This is a genomic window from Exiguobacterium sp. UBA7533, from assembly GCF_002479335.1.
Lineage (GTDB): Bacteria > Bacillota > Bacilli > Exiguobacteriales > Exiguobacteriaceae > Exiguobacterium_A.
The window spans coordinates 1-18,033 of sequence record NZ_DLMP01000003.1 but is presented as its reverse complement, the minus strand read 5'-3'; the positions used below and the strand labels follow the sequence as shown (position 1 = coordinate 18,033).

The 18,033-nt window shown below is 46.6% G+C and carries 22 protein-coding genes; 14 read left to right on the top strand and 8 right to left on the bottom strand.

Annotation, left to right across the window (positions count from 1 at the left end):
• The first annotated feature begins 76 nt into the window (after positions 1-76).
• From B2U10_RS05640 to B2U10_RS05625, 4 genes are all read left to right on the top strand, one after another.
• Complete coding sequence (locus tag B2U10_RS05640) at positions 77-475, top strand: MerR family transcriptional regulator (protein ID WP_023467758.1); 399 nt, start codon at positions 77-79, stop codon at positions 473-475.
• Positions 476-520: 45 nt separating this feature from the next.
• Entirely contained in the window at positions 521-1,867 is a 1,347-nt protein-coding gene (glnA, locus tag B2U10_RS05635) for a type I glutamate--ammonia ligase (protein WP_290786256.1), read from the top strand.
• Positions 1,868-1,984: 117 nt separating this feature from the next.
• Positions 1,985-2,221, top strand: a complete 237-nt coding sequence (locus B2U10_RS05630; protein ID WP_050678346.1) for a (4Fe-4S)-binding protein — start codon at positions 1,985-1,987, stop codon at positions 2,219-2,221.
• A complete protein-coding gene (locus tag B2U10_RS05625; RefSeq protein WP_035398130.1) occupies positions 2,196-2,471 on the top strand; it encodes a GNAT family N-acetyltransferase in 276 nt (91 codons plus the stop codon). The genes B2U10_RS05630 and B2U10_RS05625 overlap by 26 nt, the downstream gene beginning before the upstream one ends.
• Positions 2,472-2,784: 313 nt before the next feature.
• On the opposite strand, the gene B2U10_RS05620 is transcribed toward B2U10_RS05625, so the two are convergent.
• A complete protein-coding gene (locus tag B2U10_RS05620; RefSeq protein ID WP_035408727.1) occupies positions 2,785-3,111 on the bottom strand; it encodes an AzlD domain-containing protein in 327 nt (108 codons plus the stop codon).
• Positions 3,090-3,791 (bottom strand): AzlC family ABC transporter permease, encoded by a 702-nt coding sequence (locus tag B2U10_RS05615; protein WP_035408725.1) that lies wholly within the window; start codon positions 3,789-3,791, stop codon positions 3,090-3,092. Before B2U10_RS05615 ends, B2U10_RS05620 begins: the two co-directional genes overlap by 22 nt.
• A 154-nt stretch (positions 3,792-3,945) precedes the next feature.
• Here B2U10_RS05615 and dhaK point away from each other — a divergent pair, with 154 nt between their 5' ends.
• Genes dhaK through dhaM form a run of 3 tightly spaced genes read left to right on the top strand, consistent with a single transcriptional unit; the run spans position 3,946 to position 5,902 of the window.
• Complete coding sequence (gene dhaK / locus B2U10_RS05610) at positions 3,946-4,914, top strand: dihydroxyacetone kinase subunit DhaK (RefSeq protein ID WP_290786253.1); 969 nt, start codon at positions 3,946-3,948, stop codon at positions 4,912-4,914.
• Between the two features lie 24 nt (positions 4,915-4,938).
• The gene (dhaL, locus tag B2U10_RS05605; protein ID WP_290786250.1) at positions 4,939-5,541 is read left to right on the top strand and encodes a dihydroxyacetone kinase subunit DhaL; all 603 of its coding nucleotides are present in this window, start codon (positions 4,939-4,941) and stop codon (positions 5,539-5,541) included.
• Entirely contained in the window at positions 5,534-5,902 is a 369-nt protein-coding gene (gene dhaM, locus B2U10_RS05600) for a dihydroxyacetone kinase phosphoryl donor subunit DhaM (RefSeq protein ID WP_035408716.1), read from the top strand. Before dhaL ends, dhaM begins: the two co-directional genes overlap by 8 nt.
• 87 nt (positions 5,903-5,989) lie before the next feature.
• On the opposite strand, the gene B2U10_RS05595 is transcribed toward dhaM, so the two are convergent.
• From B2U10_RS05595 to lexA, 5 genes are all read right to left on the bottom strand, one after another.
• Positions 5,990-6,310, bottom strand: coding sequence for a hypothetical protein (locus B2U10_RS05595; protein ID WP_035408712.1), 321 nt, complete (start codon positions 6,308-6,310; stop codon positions 5,990-5,992).
• Positions 6,311-6,388: 78 nt separating this feature from the next.
• Positions 6,389-7,891, bottom strand: a complete 1,503-nt coding sequence (gene glpK / locus B2U10_RS05590) for a glycerol kinase GlpK (protein ID WP_035408709.1) — start codon at positions 7,889-7,891, stop codon at positions 6,389-6,391.
• Positions 7,892-7,934: 43 nt separating this feature from the next.
• On the bottom strand, positions 7,935-8,636 hold the full coding sequence (locus B2U10_RS05585; protein ID WP_035408708.1) for an MIP/aquaporin family protein: 702 nt from the start codon (positions 8,634-8,636) through the stop codon (positions 7,935-7,937).
• Positions 8,637-8,822: 186 nt separating this feature from the next.
• Positions 8,823-9,293: a metal-binding protein gene (locus tag B2U10_RS05580; RefSeq protein WP_035408706.1), complete on the bottom strand. Its 471-nt coding sequence runs from the start codon at positions 9,291-9,293 to the stop codon at positions 8,823-8,825.
• Positions 9,294-9,324: 31 nt separating this feature from the next.
• A complete protein-coding gene (gene lexA / locus B2U10_RS05575; RefSeq protein ID WP_023467770.1) occupies positions 9,325-9,939 on the bottom strand; it encodes a transcriptional repressor LexA in 615 nt (204 codons plus the stop codon).
• A 211-nt stretch (positions 9,940-10,150) separates the two neighbouring features.
• Between lexA and yneA the strand changes: the two genes are divergently transcribed.
• The 7 genes from yneA to B2U10_RS05540 all read left to right on the top strand — a co-directional run bounded on the left by yneA (position 10,151) and on the right by B2U10_RS05540 (position 17,740).
• Complete coding sequence (gene yneA / locus B2U10_RS05570) at positions 10,151-10,438, top strand: cell division suppressor protein YneA (RefSeq protein ID WP_023467771.1); 288 nt, start codon at positions 10,151-10,153, stop codon at positions 10,436-10,438.
• A 45-nt stretch (positions 10,439-10,483) separates the two neighbouring features.
• Positions 10,484-11,137, top strand: a complete 654-nt coding sequence (locus tag B2U10_RS05565; RefSeq protein ID WP_035408704.1) for a YneB family resolvase-like protein — start codon at positions 10,484-10,486, stop codon at positions 11,135-11,137.
• A gap of 113 nt (positions 11,138-11,250) precedes the next feature.
• Positions 11,251-11,487 (top strand): DUF896 domain-containing protein, encoded by a 237-nt coding sequence (locus B2U10_RS05560; RefSeq protein WP_035398122.1) that lies wholly within the window; start codon positions 11,251-11,253, stop codon positions 11,485-11,487.
• 278 nt (positions 11,488-11,765) lie between these two features.
• Complete coding sequence (gene tkt, locus B2U10_RS05555; RefSeq protein WP_214855376.1) at positions 11,766-13,754, top strand: transketolase; 1,989 nt, start codon at positions 11,766-11,768, stop codon at positions 13,752-13,754.
• Positions 13,755-13,877: 123 nt separating this feature from the next.
• Positions 13,878-14,108, top strand: a complete 231-nt coding sequence (locus B2U10_RS05550) for a YneF family protein (RefSeq protein WP_012370001.1) — start codon at positions 13,878-13,880, stop codon at positions 14,106-14,108.
• Positions 14,109-14,228: 120 nt separating this feature from the next.
• Entirely contained in the window at positions 14,229-15,980 is a 1,752-nt protein-coding gene (locus B2U10_RS05545; RefSeq protein ID WP_290772415.1) for an ABC transporter transmembrane domain-containing protein, read from the top strand.
• Entirely contained in the window at positions 15,977-17,740 is a 1,764-nt protein-coding gene (locus tag B2U10_RS05540) for an ABC transporter ATP-binding protein (protein WP_290786245.1), read from the top strand. The genes B2U10_RS05545 and B2U10_RS05540 overlap by 4 nt, the downstream gene beginning before the upstream one ends.
• Before the next feature lie 59 nt (positions 17,741-17,799).
• Here B2U10_RS05540 and B2U10_RS05535 read toward each other — a convergent pair.
• Positions 17,800-18,033, bottom strand: a 234-nt coding sequence (locus B2U10_RS05535) for a 3D domain-containing protein (RefSeq protein WP_290786242.1), incomplete at its 5' end; no start/stop codon positions are given.

Genomic DNA, 18,033 nt, shown 5'->3' with positions numbered 1-18,033 from the left:
TAACTTTTCTTACATCGCTTGACAAGTTGCCTGACAGAGGTTTATTCTCATGGAGTAAGGAAAAAGGAGGAACCACATGGCAGACTCATCACGCCAGTCCAAGCCACTATTTCCCATCGGAGTCGTTCAAGAGTTGACCGCGTTATCTGCCCGCCAGATCCGATATTACGAAGAACAGGGACTGATTAAGCCGGAGCGGACAGAGACGAAGCGTCGCCTCTATTCGTTCAACGATGTCGATCGCCTGTTGTCGATTAAGGAATACCTGGATCAGGGACTGAATATCGCAGGGATCAAATTGATTTTTGAAAACGATCTCGTCAAACGCGAACGCGTTGCGGAGAGCGTCGTCGAGACGCGCCCGGAACTATCTGACGGCGAATTGTATAAACTCCTGAAAAATGAATTGAAGGAAGCAGGACGACATGGAAAGACGTCGCTCATCCAAGGTGAGCTTGGGCGTTTCTTCAAGTAAGGACCTGTAACCATATAAAAACGAATCGGAGAGGGGATTTGTCACATGACACGTCGCAACATTACACGAGAAGACATTTTGAAAATCGCTAAAGCTGAGGATGTACGCTTCATTCGCTTACAGTTCACAGATATCCTCGGAACGATCAAGAACGTTGAAATTCCAGTAAGCCAATTGGAAAAAGCACTTGATAACAAAATGATGTTCGATGGTTCATCGATCGAAGGATTCGTCCGGATCGAAGAATCAGATATGTATCTCTTCCCAGACTTAAACACATGGGTCGTGTTCCCATGGACAGAAGATGGAACAGGGAAAGTTGCACGTTTAATCTGTGACATCCACAATCCGGATGGCTCGCCGTTCGCAGGAGACCCACGTGGTCAGCTCAAACGGGTACTTAAAGAGATGGAAGAACTCGGTTTCACATCATTCAACGTGGGACCAGAGCCAGAATTCTTCCTCTTCAAGAAAGATGAAAAAGGTCGTCCGACACTTGAATTGAACGACCAAGGTGGATACTTCGACCTCGCACCAGTCGACCTCGGCGAAAACTGCCGTAAAGAGATCGTCATCGAGCTCGAGAACATGGGCTTTGAAATCGAAGCATCACACCACGAAGTCGCACCAGGTCAGCACGAAATCGACTTCAAATATGCCGATGCGATCACGACAGCGGATAACATCCAAACGTTCAAACTTGTTGTCAAGACGATCGCGGCGAAGCACAACTTGCACGCGACATTCATGCCAAAACCACTCTTCGGAGTCAACGGATCAGGAATGCACGCGAACATGTCGCTTTTCAAAGGCAACGAGAACGTCTTCTTCGATGAAGGCAACGAAGACATGCAATTGTCGGATGATGCACGTGCCTTCACAGCAGGTATCCTCAAACACGCACGTGCCTTCACAGCGGTTTGTAACCCGACAGTCAACTCATACAAACGTCTTGTTCCTGGCTACGAAGCGCCTTGCTACGTCGCATGGTCAGCCCGTAACCGTTCACCACTCGTCCGTGTTCCTGCAGCACGTGGACTCTCGACTCGTATCGAAGTTCGTTCAGTCGATCCAGCAGCGAATCCGTACCTCGCGCTTGCGACATTGCTCGCTTCAGGTCTCGACGGAATCAAGAACAACTTGAAAGCACCGGCTCCAATCGACCGTAACATCTACGTCATGGACAAACCGGAACGCGTTGCGAACGGAATCGATGATCTTCCATCAACACTCAGCCACGCACTCGAAGTCTTGAAAGCGGATGACGTCGTCATGCACGCTCTCGGCGATCACATCGCAGAGCACTTCGTTGAATTGAAAGAAATCGAATGGGATATGTTCCGGACGCAAGTCACGGAATGGGAACGCGATCAGTACATGGTCTTGTTCTAATCCAACTCAAGCACTTCTGGACTTTTGTCTGGAAGTGCTTTTTTTCATGTCGTCGACAGGAATTGAGTCAAGGATATGGAAAGATACAAGAGTACGAAGAAAGGGAGACGATACATCATGAAAAAAGGATATGAAGGCAAAGAGATCACGGTCTATTTTGATTCGGAAGTCTGCATTCATTCCGGTCATTGTGTACGAAGTCTACCGACCGTCTTTGATGTCAAACGGCGTCCGTGGATTGAAGCGGACGGGGCGCCGGTGGAAGACGTCATGCGCGTCGTCGATGGTTGTCCAAGCGGCGCCTTATCTTACGAACGGAGGGAAGCAAATGGAGCTGAAACGAGCGGAACGTAAAATCGAAGCCCATCAGGAAGGTGAAGTGATTGGAGAAATCACTTACAGCGATACGAACAACGGCATGTGGATCATCGATCACACGTATGTTGATCCCGCGCACAGGAACCAACAGATTGGGGAACAACTCGTTGCCGAGATCGTCAACTGGGCACGGGAAGCAAACGTCAAGCTACTGCCGTTATGTCCGTTTGCGAAAAAAGAGTTCGAACATCAATCGGATTATCAGGACGTACAAGCAAATACGTGATCACAAAAATCTCCTCCGGTCTCTCAAGACTAGAGGAGATTTTTTCGAGTCATTGTTTGTGATCTCTGACTTTCATTTTGCGAGAAACAACCATCGCACCGAAATAGGCGATGACGTACAACACGACCAGTCCTTGTTTTAGCATGTAAGGTAGATCCATTTGATTCACAAGTAGAAAACTAGCGCACGATAAAATTAAAAAGGGTATTAGCCACTTGTTCGGCACATCAGCACCTCCTTCACTATCTATGTATTTCTATTTTAAGGATAACACAAAATATTTACCGGAATATGTTAAAGATGAATAACTTGCTTACAGATAAATCCTTAGAAACGCCATCGTGACGACACCGGTGATGACCGTCCAAGAAAGACTTTTACTGAAAATCGCGACTGCCATCGTCGGTAGGGCGGCGAAGACATGAAGCGTCGAAATCGTCGGGAACGCGTTGTCTTGCGCGATAAGTAAATTTTGAAAGAAGAGGGCGCCAAGCAGGCAGACGGGAATGAACGAGAGCCATTCCGTTACAAGGCGCGGTAACGTCAGTCCATGAAGGACGAGAAACGGTAAGATACGTGGAATCCAAGTGACGAGTCCACAAGCTAAAAAGAGACCGATTAATTCTGGGCGGATTTCCATCGTGTGATCACGACTCCTATACTAGCGCCACCGAGTGTCGCGCAAAGAACGGCGACTTCCGCAGAAAAGTAGCGCATGGTGATGTAAAGCAAAAGTAAGACGATCAATAAGAGGCAACTATTCACGGCAATGCGGGTACGTTCTCCTTCAAATTGTAAGTACAATAAACCGATGAACATCGCCGTCAGAGCAAAGTCGAGACCGAAGCGCTCGGGATCAGGAAACCAGCTACCGACAAGTGCACCGAGAACGGTTGCGATAATCCAGCTAAGATACGCGGTCAGATTTAAGCCATGCATGAAGGACGGTGAGATCTTCCCTTTTTGCGCAGTATTCATTGCGACAGCGAACGATTCATCTGTTAGTAACGTCCCGGTACCGAGTCGATCACGAAGGTGGCGTGTCTCGACGTGCGGAGCGAGCGTCAGACTCATTAACAAGTGCCTGAGATTGACGATGAATGTCGTCAGAATGATGGCAGAGGCGGGACTATTCAACAGCAAGAGACTCGTGATGATGAATTGAGCGGCGCCGGCATAGATGAAGACGGACATGAATCCGACTTCAAGAGGGGATAAGCCGGAGGCACGACCGACGATCCCTGCGGAAAAGCCGATGCCGATATAGCCAAGGACGGTGGGTAGACAGGCGCGGACACCTGCTTGAAAGGCTGATGACATTCAATTCCTCCTCTTTTTTAAGAGCATAGCATTCGTGCGGTATATCGTCACCAACTGGTCAATATTTTCATCATTTTTTTCGACATACTCGACTTGATTTGGTGGTAAAGAGTAAGTGGTACGGCAAAATCAGTTAGGTAAAGGAGCGTTTTTCATGCACAAATTAATGAAAGATTCAAACCGGTTCGTTTCAGACATGGTCGACGGACTCGTACTTGCTCACCCTGATTTGTATAAAAAAGTCGAAGGTGTTAACGTCGTTGCGCGGAAAGTACCACTGGACGGAAAAGTCGGTCTTGTCTCTGGTGGGGGAAGCGGTCACGAACCGGCACACGCTGGATTCGTCGGGGACGGTATGCTTGCTGCGGCTGTTTGTGGGGAAGTGTTCACTTCACCGACACCCGACATGGTGCTTGAAGGCATCAAGGCAGCTCATGGGGGAAAAGGTGTCCTACTCGTCGTCAAGAACTATTCAGGTGACGTCATGAACTTCGATATGGCGAAGGAACTTGCTGAACTCGAGGATATTGAAGTTGATACGGTCGTCATTAATGATGACATCGCGATCAAAAAGGAAGAGGATCGTCGTGGGGTCGCAGGAACTGTCTTCGTCCATAAGATTGCCGGTGCTGCAGCGGCAGAAGGAAAATCACTAAGTGAAGTCAAAGCAGTTGCGGAAAAAGTCATCAAGGGCGTTCGTTCGATTGGAATGGCACTCTCACCATGTTACATGCCGGAGAGCGGCAAGCCAGGCTTTGAGTTGCATGATGACGAGATGGAGATCGGAATCGGGATCCACGGTGAAAAAGGACTTGAACGAAAAGCAGTCGCTTCCGTTGATGCGATCGTCAAAGAGTTGCTCGATCGTTTGACGAAAGAAGTACCAGACAAAAAAGTCGCCGTCATGGTGAATGGGATGGGCGGAACACCAGAATCCGAACTGTACATCACGTATAAATATGTCGCGGAAGAACTTGAGGCGCATGGTTACGAGATTGCCCGCTCATTCGTTGGAAACTATATGACATCGCTTGAGATGCACGGGTTCTCAATCACGCTCTTACCAGTGGATGATGAACTGCTCGGATATCTCGATGCAGAAACGAAAGCGATTGGATTCTAATTCAAATAAACGGGGTGTAAAAACATGAAGTTGACGACGGAACAGTTGCAAAGCGCGCTCCTCAAAGCAGCGGAACAGATCGAACAGCATAAGGATGAATTGACGGACCTTGACCGGGAAATTGGTGATGGAGATCATGGAATTAACATGTCGCGTGGCTTCCAAGCAGTCCAGAAGACGCTAGAAGAACACGGCGAATATGAGGATTTAGGAGCTTTATCCAAAGAAGTCGGGATGACGCTGATCAAAACGATTGGTGGGGCATCCGGTCCTTTATACGGGACAGCATTCGTTAAGTTCGCCGGTGCATTCAAAGGGAAAACAGAAGTCGAAGGTGCGGATCTTGCAGACGCTTTCCGCGAAGCGACGGAAGGGATCAAATCGCGTGGGAAATCGGAATTCGGTCAAAAGACGATGGTCGATATCTGGACACCGTTCCAAGAAGCGCTCTCGCAAGAAGGGGACTTGAAAGCGGTAATCGATCAAGCACTTGCTGATACAAAAGCGCGTATCGCAACGAAAGGGCGCGCGTCCTACTTCGGTGAAGCGACGGAAGGCGTACAGGACCCAGGTAGTTTATCGAGTGCTTTGCTACTCGGCGAAATCGCGGAGGTGCTTCATGGTTAATCTTGTACTTGTTTCTCATAGTGAAAAACTCGCGGCTGGGCTGAAAGAACTGTTGGCAGAGATGGCACCAGATACGCCAGTCTTAGTAGCAGCCGGTCTTGAAGATGGTAGCATTGGAACAGACGCGACACGAATCGAAGAAACACTGAATACACTAGACGACGATGGAGTCGTCTTAACGGATATTGGTTCTGCGACGATGAACACGGAACTAGCACTTGAATTATACAGTGGCGAACGGACGGTACGTTTTATCGACGCACCACTCGTCGAAGGTGCTTTTCTAGCAGCTGTTTTAAGTGGACAGTCGAAATCCGTCGATGAGATTGAAGACGGATTAAAAAATGAGTTTGGCAAATGAGTAATAAATCCCCCATCGCGAATAGGCGAGGGGGATTTATTTCAATTACTTCTATTCAGATTAAAACTTAGTAGAGAGTCTCATGAATCAAAACGACCGGAGCCACTCTTCTAACCACTCTTTCGGTAAGCAAACTGTAGCTAAATCAAGTGTTTGTAATGCATCCAAAGAATACGTGTTATAAAGATAGAGATCCCATTGTGCATCGATATCGTTTACTACTTCAGTCGCTTGTTCACTTAATGGATAAGTTCCACGTCCGTCAGTTGCAAGATGATAATAATCATTATGGTAGACATTGATCATATACCGGTAACACCAATCTGCCAGTTTTTCATGCGTGATGTTGCCATCAAGCGCGAACTGAATGTATTCTTTTAGCTGTTGATCAGAATAAATGGTATTCATGAGGCACCTCACGCTATATTTTCTATAAGATATCAAAAACCCGGTCCCTCTGTAAAAGGGATCGGGTTATTAATTAACTTATTTCGATGGTTTAAAGACCATTGTCGCTTCCACTGCTTTTTGCCATCCAGCATAGCGTTGTTCACGATCGTCTTCTTTCATCTCTGGTTTAAACTGATGATCGAGCTTCCATTGTTGTTTGATTTCCGCTTTATCTTTCCAGTAACCGACGGCTAATCCAGCAAGATATGCTGCACCGAGTGCTGTCGTTTCGTTGATTTCTGGACGATCGACAGGAACGCCGAGGATGTCCGATTGGAACTGCATCAAGAAGTTATTGGCTACAGCACCACCGTCGACACGAAGTGTTTTCAGTTCGATTCCAGAATCTTGTTCCATCGCTGTCAACACGTCGCGTGTTTGATAAGCGAGTGATTCAAGCGTTGCCCGAACGAAGTGCTCCTTATCTGTTCCGCGTGTTAATCCGAAGATCGCCCCACGAACATCTGAATCCCAATACGGTGCACCAAGACCGACAAAAGCAGGAACGACGTAAACACCGTCTGTTGAATCGACTTTCGTTGCATAGCCTTCTGAATCTTTCGCGTGTTTCAACATACGGAGTCCATCGCGGAGCCACTGGATTGCAGAACCGGCGACGAAGATAGAGCCTTCGAGCGCATATTCGACTTTTCCATCAACGCCCCAAGCAATTGTCGTCAAGAGTCCGTGGTCAGAAGAAACAGCTTTCTCACCTGTGTTCATGAGCATGAAACAACCTGTTCCGTATGTGTTCTTTCCTTCACCTTCTTCAAAACACGTTTGACCAAAGAGTGCAGCTTGTTGGTCACCAGCGATCCCAGCGATTGGCACTTCGTAACCGAAGAAGTGATATGGTACCGTCTTGTCGTAGACTTCACTCGATTGACGAACTTCTGGTAACATTGATGCAGGAACACCGAGGATATCGAGCAACTCTTCATCCCATTTTTGCTCATAGATGTTGTACATCAATGTCCGTGAAGCGTTCGTGTAATCCGTGATATGCGTTTTTCCACCAGACAGTTTCCAAACGAGCCACGTATCAATCGTACCGAAGAGTAATTCACCGTTCTCTGCTTGCTCACGTGCGCCTTCGACATTGTCGAGAATCCATTTGACTTTCGTACCAGAGAAGTAGGCATCAATCAAAAGTCCTGTTTTATCACGGAACTTCTGATTCAAACCTTGTTCTTTTAAGTCGTCACAGATACCAGACGTTTGACGTGATTGCCAAACGAGCGCGTGATAAACCGGTTTACCTGTTTCTTTGTTCCAGACCACTGTCGTTTCACGTTGGTTCGTGATTCCGATTCCGGCGATTTGCTCAGGTTTGATATCTGCTGTTCCGAGTGCTTCAGCCATAACAGCAAGAATCGAACCCCAGATTTCGTTTGCATCGTGCTCGACCCAGCCTGGTTGCGGGAAGTATTGCTTGAATTCCCGTTGTGCCGAGTTGACGATTTTCCCGTCGTGATCGAAGATGATCGCACGTGAGCTTGTCGTACCTTGGTCGAGTGCTAGGATATACTTGTTTTCCATTTCGAAATCCCCCTTGAGCGGTATGTGTTTGTGAAACGTGATCTTAGTAGATCAATTGATAGATGAACACGGCAAGCGCTCCGCCGATGATTGGACCAACAACTGGAATCCATGAGTAGCCCCAGTCAGATGACCCTTTATTCGGAATCGGTAAGATAGCATGTGCGATACGCGGTCCAAGGTCACGGGCCGGGTTGATGGCATATCCTGTTGTACCACCAAGTGATAGACCGATGACGACGACGAGTAAACCGACGATAAGTGGTTTTAAGCCGTCACCGAATGTCGTTAAACCGAGCGCCAAGATACCGAAGACGAGAACGAATGTCCCGATGATTTCAGAAATCAAGTTCGACGGCGTATGGCGAATCGCTGGACCTGTTGCGAACACACCGAGTTTTGCAGCTTGATCATCAGTCGCTTCAAAATGTTTCATGTAATGAAGCCAAACGAGAATGGCGCCGATGAAAGCTCCGACAAGTTGTCCGGCAATATAGACAGGAACGTCTGCCCACGGTAAATCAGAGTTTAAAGCAAGTGCAATTGTTAAAGCAGGGTTCAAGTGCGCTCCACTCTCAGCAGCGACGAATGCTCCTGTCATGACGGCAAGACCCCAAGCGAACGTGATGACAATCCATCCGCTGTTTTCGGACTTCGTCTTTCTCAAGACGACACCGGCGACGACACCATCCCCGAGCAGAATGAGGATCATCGTACCGATCATTTCCAATACAAAGTTATTCATGCAAAAACCCTCCCTTTGGATTAAAGCAAATAATGGTCTTTCTACTTTAAATTACTCCGATTTGATAACGTTTTCAATACATATAATTGAAATATAGGAATGGAAATTTTTTATTTTAATGTTTAAAGATACGAAAAATTGGATAAGAAAACACCTCGTCTTGCCTGCAAGCAAGCAAAAGAGGTGTTAACGACGACGCTTTTTTCTTTTTTTAGGTCGAAACCAACTACTGGAATAATCTAGTAGGATATGAATTGTACTCGCCACCATGATACCAATGACAAAAGCGGGTAGGGAAGCGAACCAGGAATCGATGGTCTCTGACGCGATGACTTGAAAATACAAGCTGAGAAATAATAAGGGAATCACAAGTGCAGCACTATAAAGGAGTCGGATGACATCCCCAATGATCAATCCGTGTGACCAGATCGAGCGGTGGGGCATGATCTTCACATAAGGCATCCACAGGACTCGAAATGGTCCAAAGCGATAATACGGTTCTGACTTTAAATCGAGGTCAGGTGACAACCAAAGCGTACCGACAGCGATACCGATGGCAGTTGGTAACCAATCCGTTTGTTGCGTTGCGACCGAATACGCAACGTAACCCGTCAGTGCGACGGTATTGACGGTATCATGTACATTTCCTGAAGGCATGAAAAAAGACCAGTCGTAACTGGTCCCTCCGTCAATGAATCGTCCGATACACGCCGATTACCTTACCAAGAATGGAGACATTATCGAAATACATCGGATCCATCGAGTCATTTTCTGGTTGTAGACGTACCTGTTGATCTTCTAAGAAGAACCGTTTCACCGTCGCTTCGCTATCTTCGGTCATAGCTACGACGATTTCTCCGTTTTCTGCTGTGTTTTGTTGGCGTACGATGACGCGATCGCCGTCAAGAATACCTGCGTTAATCATTGATTCACCATCGATCGTCAACATGAAGACCGTTTCGTTTCCTACATAATGTGCAGGGAGCGGGAACTGTTCTTCGATGTTTTCAATCGCTGTAATCGGAAGACCAGCTGTGACTTTCCCGATGACGGGAACATGAACGATGGCTTCCGTGATTTCTTCAGGCTTATCAAGCAATATCTCAATCGCACGTGGTTTCGTCGGGTCACGGCGAATCATTCCCCGTTTCTCGAGTCGATCCAAATGACCGTGTACCGTCGAGCTAGACGCGAGTCCGACTGCTTCTCCGATTTCACGAACTGATGGTGGATACCCCTTCAGTTTCACTTCAGAGACGATGTAGTCGAGAATCTCTTGTTGGCGCTTAGACATTTTCCGCATACGAATTGCCACCTCTTTCTGGATTGAAGTTTGAAATGTAAGAATATATGTTTCTAAATTCACTATAACATAGAACAAATGAGCGTACAAACAATTGTTCGACATTTTGTGTTGACCGAACACGGGTTCTGTGTTTATTATGAATTATGCGAACAATTGTTCCGCGAACGTTTATTCTAACTCATTCATTTCATATTTGGAGGGATTCATGATGATTCATACGATTCGTACTCATGCTTTTTCTATTCTCTTCTATGCATTAAGTATTGCCTTCGTGATCTTTTTACTCACACCACGCCCAGATGAAAAGGTAGCACAATTGATGACGGCTTCCGTTACGGTCGATGAGAACGCTACAGTCGAACAAATTGCTGAAGTCTACAATGACGGTTCGATGTCAGATGAGGAATACGTCAACTGGTTGATCAAAAATAATGATGTTGAGACAAAACATGTCATCTCAAAAAGCAAAATCGTTGTACCAATCGCACAACAATGACAAAATGGAAAAGTTGTGAAAGAACGAACAGGGATGTGAGGTACGATGAAGGTCGTGATTTATTGTCGAGTATCGACCGAAAAAGAAGCACAAGATAGTTCGATTGAACGCCAACGGATGGAGCTTTCGAAGGTTGCGTCTCAAAAGGGGTTTGATGTCGTAGATATCGTCTCTGAAAAAGAGAGTGGATATGATGTTGATCGGGAAGGGATGCTAACAGTTCTTGATTATGTGACACGCGATACGGTAGATGCGGTCCTCGTGACGGATGATACACGGATTGGTCGAGGGAATGCAAAAATCGCTATTTTGCATACATTCAAAAAACATGGGGTCCGCTTGATGACGCTTGATTCAGATGGAGAATATCAACTTGCGGATGCAGAAGCGATGGTCCTTGAGATCGTCTCACTCGTGGAAGAATACCAACGGAAACTGCATAATGCAAAAATCGCCCGTGGCATGCGACGAGCAGTCGAACAAGGTTTTCGCCCGGAACGAAATCTCAATCGCCAAGGAGAGAACGCAGGACGTAGTCGAAAAGACGTACCGATCGAAGAAATTGTACGTCTTCGAGAACTCGGATTGACGTTTTCTGATATCGCCATCACCTTGCGGGGGATGGGGCATGATATTTCAAAAGCAACGGTCAATCGTCGATATCTTGAATACCGCGAACTGACACCTAGCCCGGAATGAGAAGCAAGTAACCCGTCGACTGACGCGGTTAACTTGCTTTTTTTTATAAGCTCTTTTACAGTAAGAATACAATTGAACTACTCAAGTTTGAGTCATAAAGAAAGAGGGATTCCATGTTATCACAAGAACAATTAGATCGGATTAATGCATTAGCGAATAAATCAAAAGTTGAGCCGTTATCGGAAGCGGAAACGGCAGAGCAAAAAGAATTACGTGCAGCGTATCTCGCAGCATTCCGTGGATCGTTCAAAAACCAACTCATGGGTATGAAAATCGTCGATGAAGAGGGAACGGACGTAACACCTGAGAAATTGAAACAAGCACAAGAAGAAGAACGGAATAAACAATAATCGTTCGTTTCTTTTATAGAAAAAAGAGGTCTCGCGTCAAGCGGACCTCTTTTTTGTTTAAAGCGAGTATCTTTTTTGTTTAGAGTGAGTAGATGAGGAAACATTGTACGATAGCAATACATCTTAATAGCGATCTTTCATGGATTCATGCATCCTGTATGAGTCGATAGAACGGCTATAGATAGCGCATTCATTTTAATGTGACATACTATTTAGAAAAGTTGTATCACATTTAAGAGTATGCTAAAATGAGTAGGAATTTGTGAAAAAGAGAGAGGATGATTGTTTTGACGAACATGACGACAGTAGAACAATTAGCAATTAATACGATTCGTACCTTATCGATTGATGCCGTACAAAAGGCGAACTCGGGTCACCCAGGTATGCCAATGGGAGCAGCGCCGATGGCATTCTCGCTTTGGGCGGATCATATGAACCACAACCCTAAAAATCCAGAATGGTTCAACCGCGACCGTTTTGTACTTTCAGCCGGACACGGTTCGATGCTTCTCTACTCACTCCTCCACCTATCGGGATACGATCTATCGATGGATGATCTTAAATCATTCCGTCAATGGGGATCAAAAACACCGGGTCATCCGGAATACCGTCACACGGCTGGTGTAGATGCAACAACGGGTCCACTTGGTCAAGGGATCGCGATGGCAGTTGGTATGGCGATGGCAGAACGTCATCTTGAAGCAAAATACAACCGTGACGATCTCAACGTCGTCGATCACTTCACATACGGAATTTGTGGAGATGGAGACTTGATGGAAGGTGTCTCAGCTGAAGCGGCTTCACTCGCAGGTCACCTTGGTCTTGGTAAATTGGTCGTATTGTACGATTCAAACGATATCTCACTTGATGGCGATCTCGATAAATCATTCTCTGAAAACGTCCAGAAACGCTTCGAAGCGTACAACTGGCAAGTCATTCGCGTAGAAGACGGAACGGATATCGATTCGATTTCGAAAGCAATCGCGGCGGCACAAGCAGAGACGACAAAACCGACATTGATTGAAGTCAAAACAGTCATCGGTTTCGGTTCACCGAACAAATCAGGGAAGTCGGCTTCTCACGGTGCACCACTTGGTGAAGCAGAAATCAAATTGACGAAAGCAAGCTACATTTGGGATCACGAAGAGTTCTACGTTCCTGAAGAAGTCAAATCATTGTTTGACGAGCGGGTCGTCCAACGTGGTGCTTCTGCAGAAGACGCATGGAACGAGACAATGAAACAATACGAAGCAGCGCACCCAGAATTGCATGCTGAACTCGTTCGCGCAATCGCAAACGAATTGCCAAGCAACTGGGAAGCAGACCTTCCGACATACGACTTGTCGTCGAAAAAAGCAACGCGTCAAACAAGCGGTGAAGTCTTGAATGGTCTCGCGAAGAACGTTCCGACATTGTTCGGTGGTTCAGCTGACCTTGCAGGATCAAACAACACGATGCTTAAAGGCGAAGCAGACTTCGATATCGATCCAAGCGGTCGCAACATCTGGTTCGGGGTACGTGAATTCGCAATGGCAGCAGCTGTCAACGGTATGGCACTTCACGGCGGCGTCATTCCTTACGGCGCGACATTCTTTGTCTTCTCGGATTACCTCCGTCCGGCGGTTCGTCTTGCTGCATTAATGGGACTTCCATCAATCTTCGTCTTGACGCACGACTCGATCGCTGTCGGTGAAGATGGTCCAACACACGAGCCAGTCGAACACTTGATGAGCTTCCGTGCAATGCCGAACGTCACGATCTACCGTCCAGCAGACGGAAAAGAGACGATCGCAGCATGGAAAACAGCAGTTCAAGCAAAAGATAAACCGACACTCCTCGTCTTGACACGTCAAGGTCTTCCTGAACTTGAAGGTACGACGACAGAGGGTGCTGAAAAAGGTGGTTATGTCATCGCTGGTGACGTTACGAAAGCTGATACACTCTTGCTCGGTACTGGTTCAGAAGTTCACCTTCTTGTCGAAGCACAAAAAGAACTTGGTGAATCAGCAGCTGTCGTTTCACTTCCATCATGGGAAGTATTCGAAGCACAATCAGCAGAGTATAAAGAATCGGTTCTTCCAAAACACATCACGAAACGTGTAGCAATCGAAGCAGGGGCTTCACTCGGTTGGTACAAATATGTAGGAACAGAAGGACAAGTCATCGGAATCGATCGTTTCGGCGCATCTGCTCCTGGAGACTTCCTCTTGAAAGAATACGGCATGTCTGTTGAGAACGTTTTAGCGACTGTCAAGCAACTCGGATAATCATTTCCGGAAAAACGGGTCCGATCTTACGTCGGACTCGTTTTTCATCTATTATCATCTATGCAAACAATTGGAATTATAGTATAGTAAAAAGCGACGTTTTAAGTTAGAGGAGGAAGCAACTTGGCTACATGGATTTGGATTTTAATTGCCCTTCTTTGCTTGGTAGCAGGTGTCGCCCTTGGTTTCTATATCGCTCGTCGATACATGATGAACTACTTGGAGCAAAACCCACCAATCAACGAAGATATGATTAAGACATTGATGATGCAAATGGGTCAAAAGCCATCACAAAAGAAAGTCAACCAAGTGATGCGTTCAATGAGTGGTTCAATGAAATCACCTAAAAAATAAGCTGTACGAAAGGGGACCAAATGGTCTCCTTTTTATTTGCTATTTTTTAGAAAGAGAACTAATCTAAAATGTGAGACTATTTCAAATAATCATAGGATTAAAAAAAGGGGGGAGACTTGAATGGGAGTCTTCAGGAAACTCGGTTGGTTTTTCCGACGAGAATGGAAAGCGTATAGTCTTGGGGTCATCTGTTTGATTTTTGTGGCAGGGTTAGAACTTATTCCACCGAAGGTCATCGGAACGACAGTCAATGGTCTGAGTGAAGGAAGCTTGACGAAGAATGATTTGATTCGTCTAGCTGGTACATTGTTACTCATCGGGGTCGCGACGTATTTCATTCGTTATTTTTGGCGTTTTCACATTTTCGGTGCATCGATTCGCCTCGGGCGATTGTTACGCAGTCAACTGTATGGTCATTTTTCAGATTTGGATCAATCGTTCTATAAGAAATATCGCAGCGGAGATTTGATGGCACATGCGACAAACGACGTACAAGCTGTTTCGATGACAGCGGGGGCCGGCATTCTAACGCTCGTCGACTCGGTGACAATGGGGAGCTTTGTCATCATCACAATGGTCACGACGATCAGCTGGAAATTAACGCTCGTGTCACTTTTGCCAATGCCACTGATGGTCTATTTGACGTCACGCTACGGTAAGATGTTACATTCCCGTTTTCATGACGCGCAAGAAGCGTTCTCTGATTTGAACGATAAGGTCGCGGAGAGCATCAGTGGTGTCCGTGTCTTAAAAGCAACAGGGGAAGTCGAATCCGACGTGCAGACGTTTACCGATCTGTCTGATGACGTTGTTCAAAAGAATCGTCGTGTGGCGAAAATTGATGCACTGTTTGATCCGACGATTTTTGGATTAGTCGGTCTATCGTATATCATCGCGGTCGGCTATGGCGCCTACTTGTTACGACAAGGCGAAATCCGGATTGGTGATATCGTTTCCTTCACTACATATCTTGGTTTATTGACGTGGCCAATGCTCGCCTTCGGTTGGTTGTTCAACATCGTTGAACGGGGTCGTGCTTCCTATGACCGGATCGAACGGATGCTTGCGATCGAACCAGAAATTAAAGATGCGAAGGAAGCAGCAACGAGTGTCTCGTCACCAGAACTTCATGTCGGGATTAAACGATTCATCTATGACACGCAACCGGTCCTTCAAGAGATCGATGTGACGTTGAAGCCTGGGAAATCGCTTGGGATCGTCGGAAAGACGGGTGCTGGGAAATCGACATTCGTTCGTTTGTTATCGCGTGAATATGACGTTAAACAAGGCGCCATCACGATCGGCGGACGAGATATCAAACAATTGACACGAGACACCGTCCGTCGTCAAGTAGCGATCGTTCCGCAGGATCATTTCCTGTTCTCTGCTTCGATTGCGGATAATATCGCCTTTGCAAAACCAGATGCATCAATGGAAGACATCATGGAAGCGGCGCGTATCGCAGCAGTCCATGAGGACATTCTCGGCTTTAAGGAAGGATACGCGACGATGGTTGGGGAACGAGGTGTCACGTTATCTGGTGGTCAAAAACAACGGATCTCGATTGCCCGGGCGTTACTAGCAGACTGTCCGATTTTAGTACTCGATGATGCCTTGTCTGCGGTCGATGCGAAAACCGAAGAAGCGATCATCCACCACTTCCGTACGGCGGATCACGATCAAGCGCAAATCATCGTTGCCCACCGATTATCGGCTGTGTCGCATACCGATGAGATCATCGTCCTTGAAGACGGTCGGATCATCGAGCGAGGAACACATGAGCAATTACTCGCTCATGACGGTTGGTATAAAGAGACGTACGATCGCCAGCAACTAGAATCACTTGTTGAACAAGGAGGGCGTTCTGAATGAATCATGATATCAATGAAAAAGCCGTCCTGAAACGATTGCTTGATTTCGTCAAACCGTTCAAAAAGCAAGTCAGCATCGCTTTCATCCTGCTGTTCATTACGACAGCGGCAAAACTCGGGGGACCGTATCTCGTCAAGATTTTTATCGATGAATATGTCGCACCGGGTACGTATCCGGTAAAGGAAGTTGCACTTTTGTTTACGGCGTACTTGTTATTGCATACAACAGGGATCATCGTCGATTACTTGCAAGCATTTGAGTTCCAAAAGATTGCCTTACAAGTCATTCAACGCTTGCGTATCGATGTCTTCCGACACGTCATGCACTTACGACTCGCTTATTTTGATCGAACGCCTGCTGGGGTACTCGTCTCCCGGATCACGAACGATACGGAAGCGATTAAAGAACTTTACATCGGTGTCTTATCGACATTCGTGCAAAGCGGTGTCCAGTTGATTGGGACATATATCTTCCTCTATCTGTTAGAACCGCGACTCGCGACGATTGCGTTATTGTTGTTACCACTGTTTTATTTCATCATTTGGATTTACCGGAAGTATTCGACGAAGTATTACGCGGAAGTCCGCGATTTACTGTCGAAAATCAATGCCCAACTGAATGAATCGATCAACGGGATGGCGATCATCCAGCAGTTCCGCCAAGAAAAGCGTCTAATGGCAGAATTCGAAGAGACGAACGTCGCTCATCAAAACGGTCGTTACAAGAACTTAAAGCTTGATAGCTGGTTACTACGACCCATCATCGAATTGTTACTGGCGATTTCGATTGCGACACTTGTGACGTACTTTGGTGTCTTATCATTCTCGCAAACAGTCCAAGTCGGTGTCGTTTACGCTTTCATCAGTTACATGGAGCGAATTTTCCAACCGGTTCAGCAAATCATGCAACAATTGTCTGAGTTCCAACAAGCTGTCGTCTCGGCAGACCGTGTATTCAAGGTGCTCGATACGGATGAACCGGAACCAACGAAACAGCTCGAAGGGGATGCACGTGTGTCGGAAGGACATATCGTCTTTGAAGATGTTCGCTTTAGTTATGATGGAGAGAAAAATGTTTTGAAAGGAATTTCATTCGAGGCGAAAAAAGGACAGACGATTGCCCTCGTTGGTCATACGGGAAGCGGAAAAAGTTCGATCATCAACATCCTGATGCGATTTTACGCTTACCAATCGGGTCGGATTTTGATCGATGGTCAACCGCTCGAGCAGTTATCGGAGGAAGAACTTCGGAAGCATGTCGGACTCGTCCTGCAGGATTCATTTTTGTTTACGGGTACGGTCGCGGATAACATTCGATTGTTCGACAGTTCGATTTCCTTTGATCGTGTTGAAGCGGCCGCGCAGTTCGTTCAAGCCGACGGATTCATCAATCAACTCGATCAGCAATATGACAGTCCCGTCGCCGAGCGGGGTGCGACATTCTCCGCTGGAGAACGTCAGTTGATTTCCTTCGCACGCACAATGGCACGGGATCCGAAAATCCTGATTCTCGATGAAGCGACAAGTTCGATTGATACGGAAACGGAAGAAAAAGTCCAAGTGGCGCTCGAACGGATGCGCGAGGGTCGGACGACGATTGCCATTGCCCACCGATTATCAACGATTCAAGATGCTGATTTGATTCTTGTATTGCATCAAGGGGAAGTGATCGAGCAAGGTAACCATCAAGAATTGATCGCGCAAGATGGACTGTATAAGAAGATGTATCAACTGCAATCTGGTCATGTCACGGTCTCTTAAAAAAATAGCTATAAAAAAAGCCTGCCAGGCGACCTCGCCCGGCAGGTTGTTTATTTTGATTAGTAGACTGTAACTGTGACGTTTTGGCGACCCCAGTTGAGTGCTTCTTGTTGTGAACCAACGAGAAGATCAAGACGGTTACCTTGGATTGCGCCACCACGGTCGAGTACGATTGCTTCACCAATGCCTTCGATGTGCATACGTGTACCGATTGGATATTGCGAAGAAGCTGCTACGATACGCATACCATTGTACGTGATCGTATTTGTAACGTCATAACCGCTTGCTGTCAA

Excerpts from the sequence above, each read along its gene's own strand:
- B2U10_RS05640 (WP_023467758.1), top strand. The coding sequence starts at position 77 with ATGGCAGACTCATCACGCCAGTCCAAGCCACTATTTCCCATCGGAGTC.
- glnA (WP_290786256.1), top strand. The coding sequence starts at position 521 with ATGACACGTCGCAACATTACACGAGAAGACATTTTGAAAATCGCTAAA.
- B2U10_RS05630 (WP_050678346.1), top strand. The coding sequence starts at position 1,985 with ATGAAAAAAGGATATGAAGGCAAAGAGATCACGGTCTATTTTGATTCG.
- B2U10_RS05625 (WP_035398130.1), top strand. The coding sequence starts at position 2,196 with ATGGAGCTGAAACGAGCGGAACGTAAAATCGAAGCCCATCAGGAAGGT.
- B2U10_RS05620 (WP_035408727.1), bottom strand. The coding sequence starts at position 3,111 with ATGGAAATCCGCCCAGAATTAATCGGTCTCTTTTTAGCTTGTGGACTC.
- B2U10_RS05615 (WP_035408725.1), bottom strand. The coding sequence starts at position 3,791 with ATGTCATCAGCCTTTCAAGCAGGTGTCCGCGCCTGTCTACCCACCGTC.
- dhaK (WP_290786253.1), top strand. The coding sequence starts at position 3,946 with ATGCACAAATTAATGAAAGATTCAAACCGGTTCGTTTCAGACATGGTC.
- dhaL (WP_290786250.1), top strand. The coding sequence starts at position 4,939 with ATGAAGTTGACGACGGAACAGTTGCAAAGCGCGCTCCTCAAAGCAGCG.
- dhaM (WP_035408716.1), top strand. The coding sequence starts at position 5,534 with ATGGTTAATCTTGTACTTGTTTCTCATAGTGAAAAACTCGCGGCTGGG.
- B2U10_RS05595 (WP_035408712.1), bottom strand. The coding sequence starts at position 6,310 with ATGAATACCATTTATTCTGATCAACAGCTAAAAGAATACATTCAGTTC.
- glpK (WP_035408709.1), bottom strand. The coding sequence starts at position 7,891 with ATGGAAAACAAGTATATCCTAGCACTCGACCAAGGTACGACAAGCTCA.
- B2U10_RS05585 (WP_035408708.1), bottom strand. The coding sequence starts at position 8,636 with ATGAATAACTTTGTATTGGAAATGATCGGTACGATGATCCTCATTCTG.
- B2U10_RS05580 (WP_035408706.1), bottom strand. The coding sequence starts at position 9,293 with ATGCCTTCAGGAAATGTACATGATACCGTCAATACCGTCGCACTGACG.
- lexA (WP_023467770.1), bottom strand. The coding sequence starts at position 9,939 with ATGCGGAAAATGTCTAAGCGCCAACAAGAGATTCTCGACTACATCGTC.
- yneA (WP_023467771.1), top strand. The coding sequence starts at position 10,151 with ATGATTCATACGATTCGTACTCATGCTTTTTCTATTCTCTTCTATGCA.
- B2U10_RS05565 (WP_035408704.1), top strand. The coding sequence starts at position 10,484 with ATGAAGGTCGTGATTTATTGTCGAGTATCGACCGAAAAAGAAGCACAA.
- B2U10_RS05560 (WP_035398122.1), top strand. The coding sequence starts at position 11,251 with ATGTTATCACAAGAACAATTAGATCGGATTAATGCATTAGCGAATAAA.
- tkt (WP_214855376.1), top strand. The coding sequence starts at position 11,766 with ATGATTGTTTTGACGAACATGACGACAGTAGAACAATTAGCAATTAAT.
- B2U10_RS05545 (WP_290772415.1), top strand. The coding sequence starts at position 14,229 with ATGGGAGTCTTCAGGAAACTCGGTTGGTTTTTCCGACGAGAATGGAAA.
- B2U10_RS05540 (WP_290786245.1), top strand. The coding sequence starts at position 15,977 with ATGAATCATGATATCAATGAAAAAGCCGTCCTGAAACGATTGCTTGAT.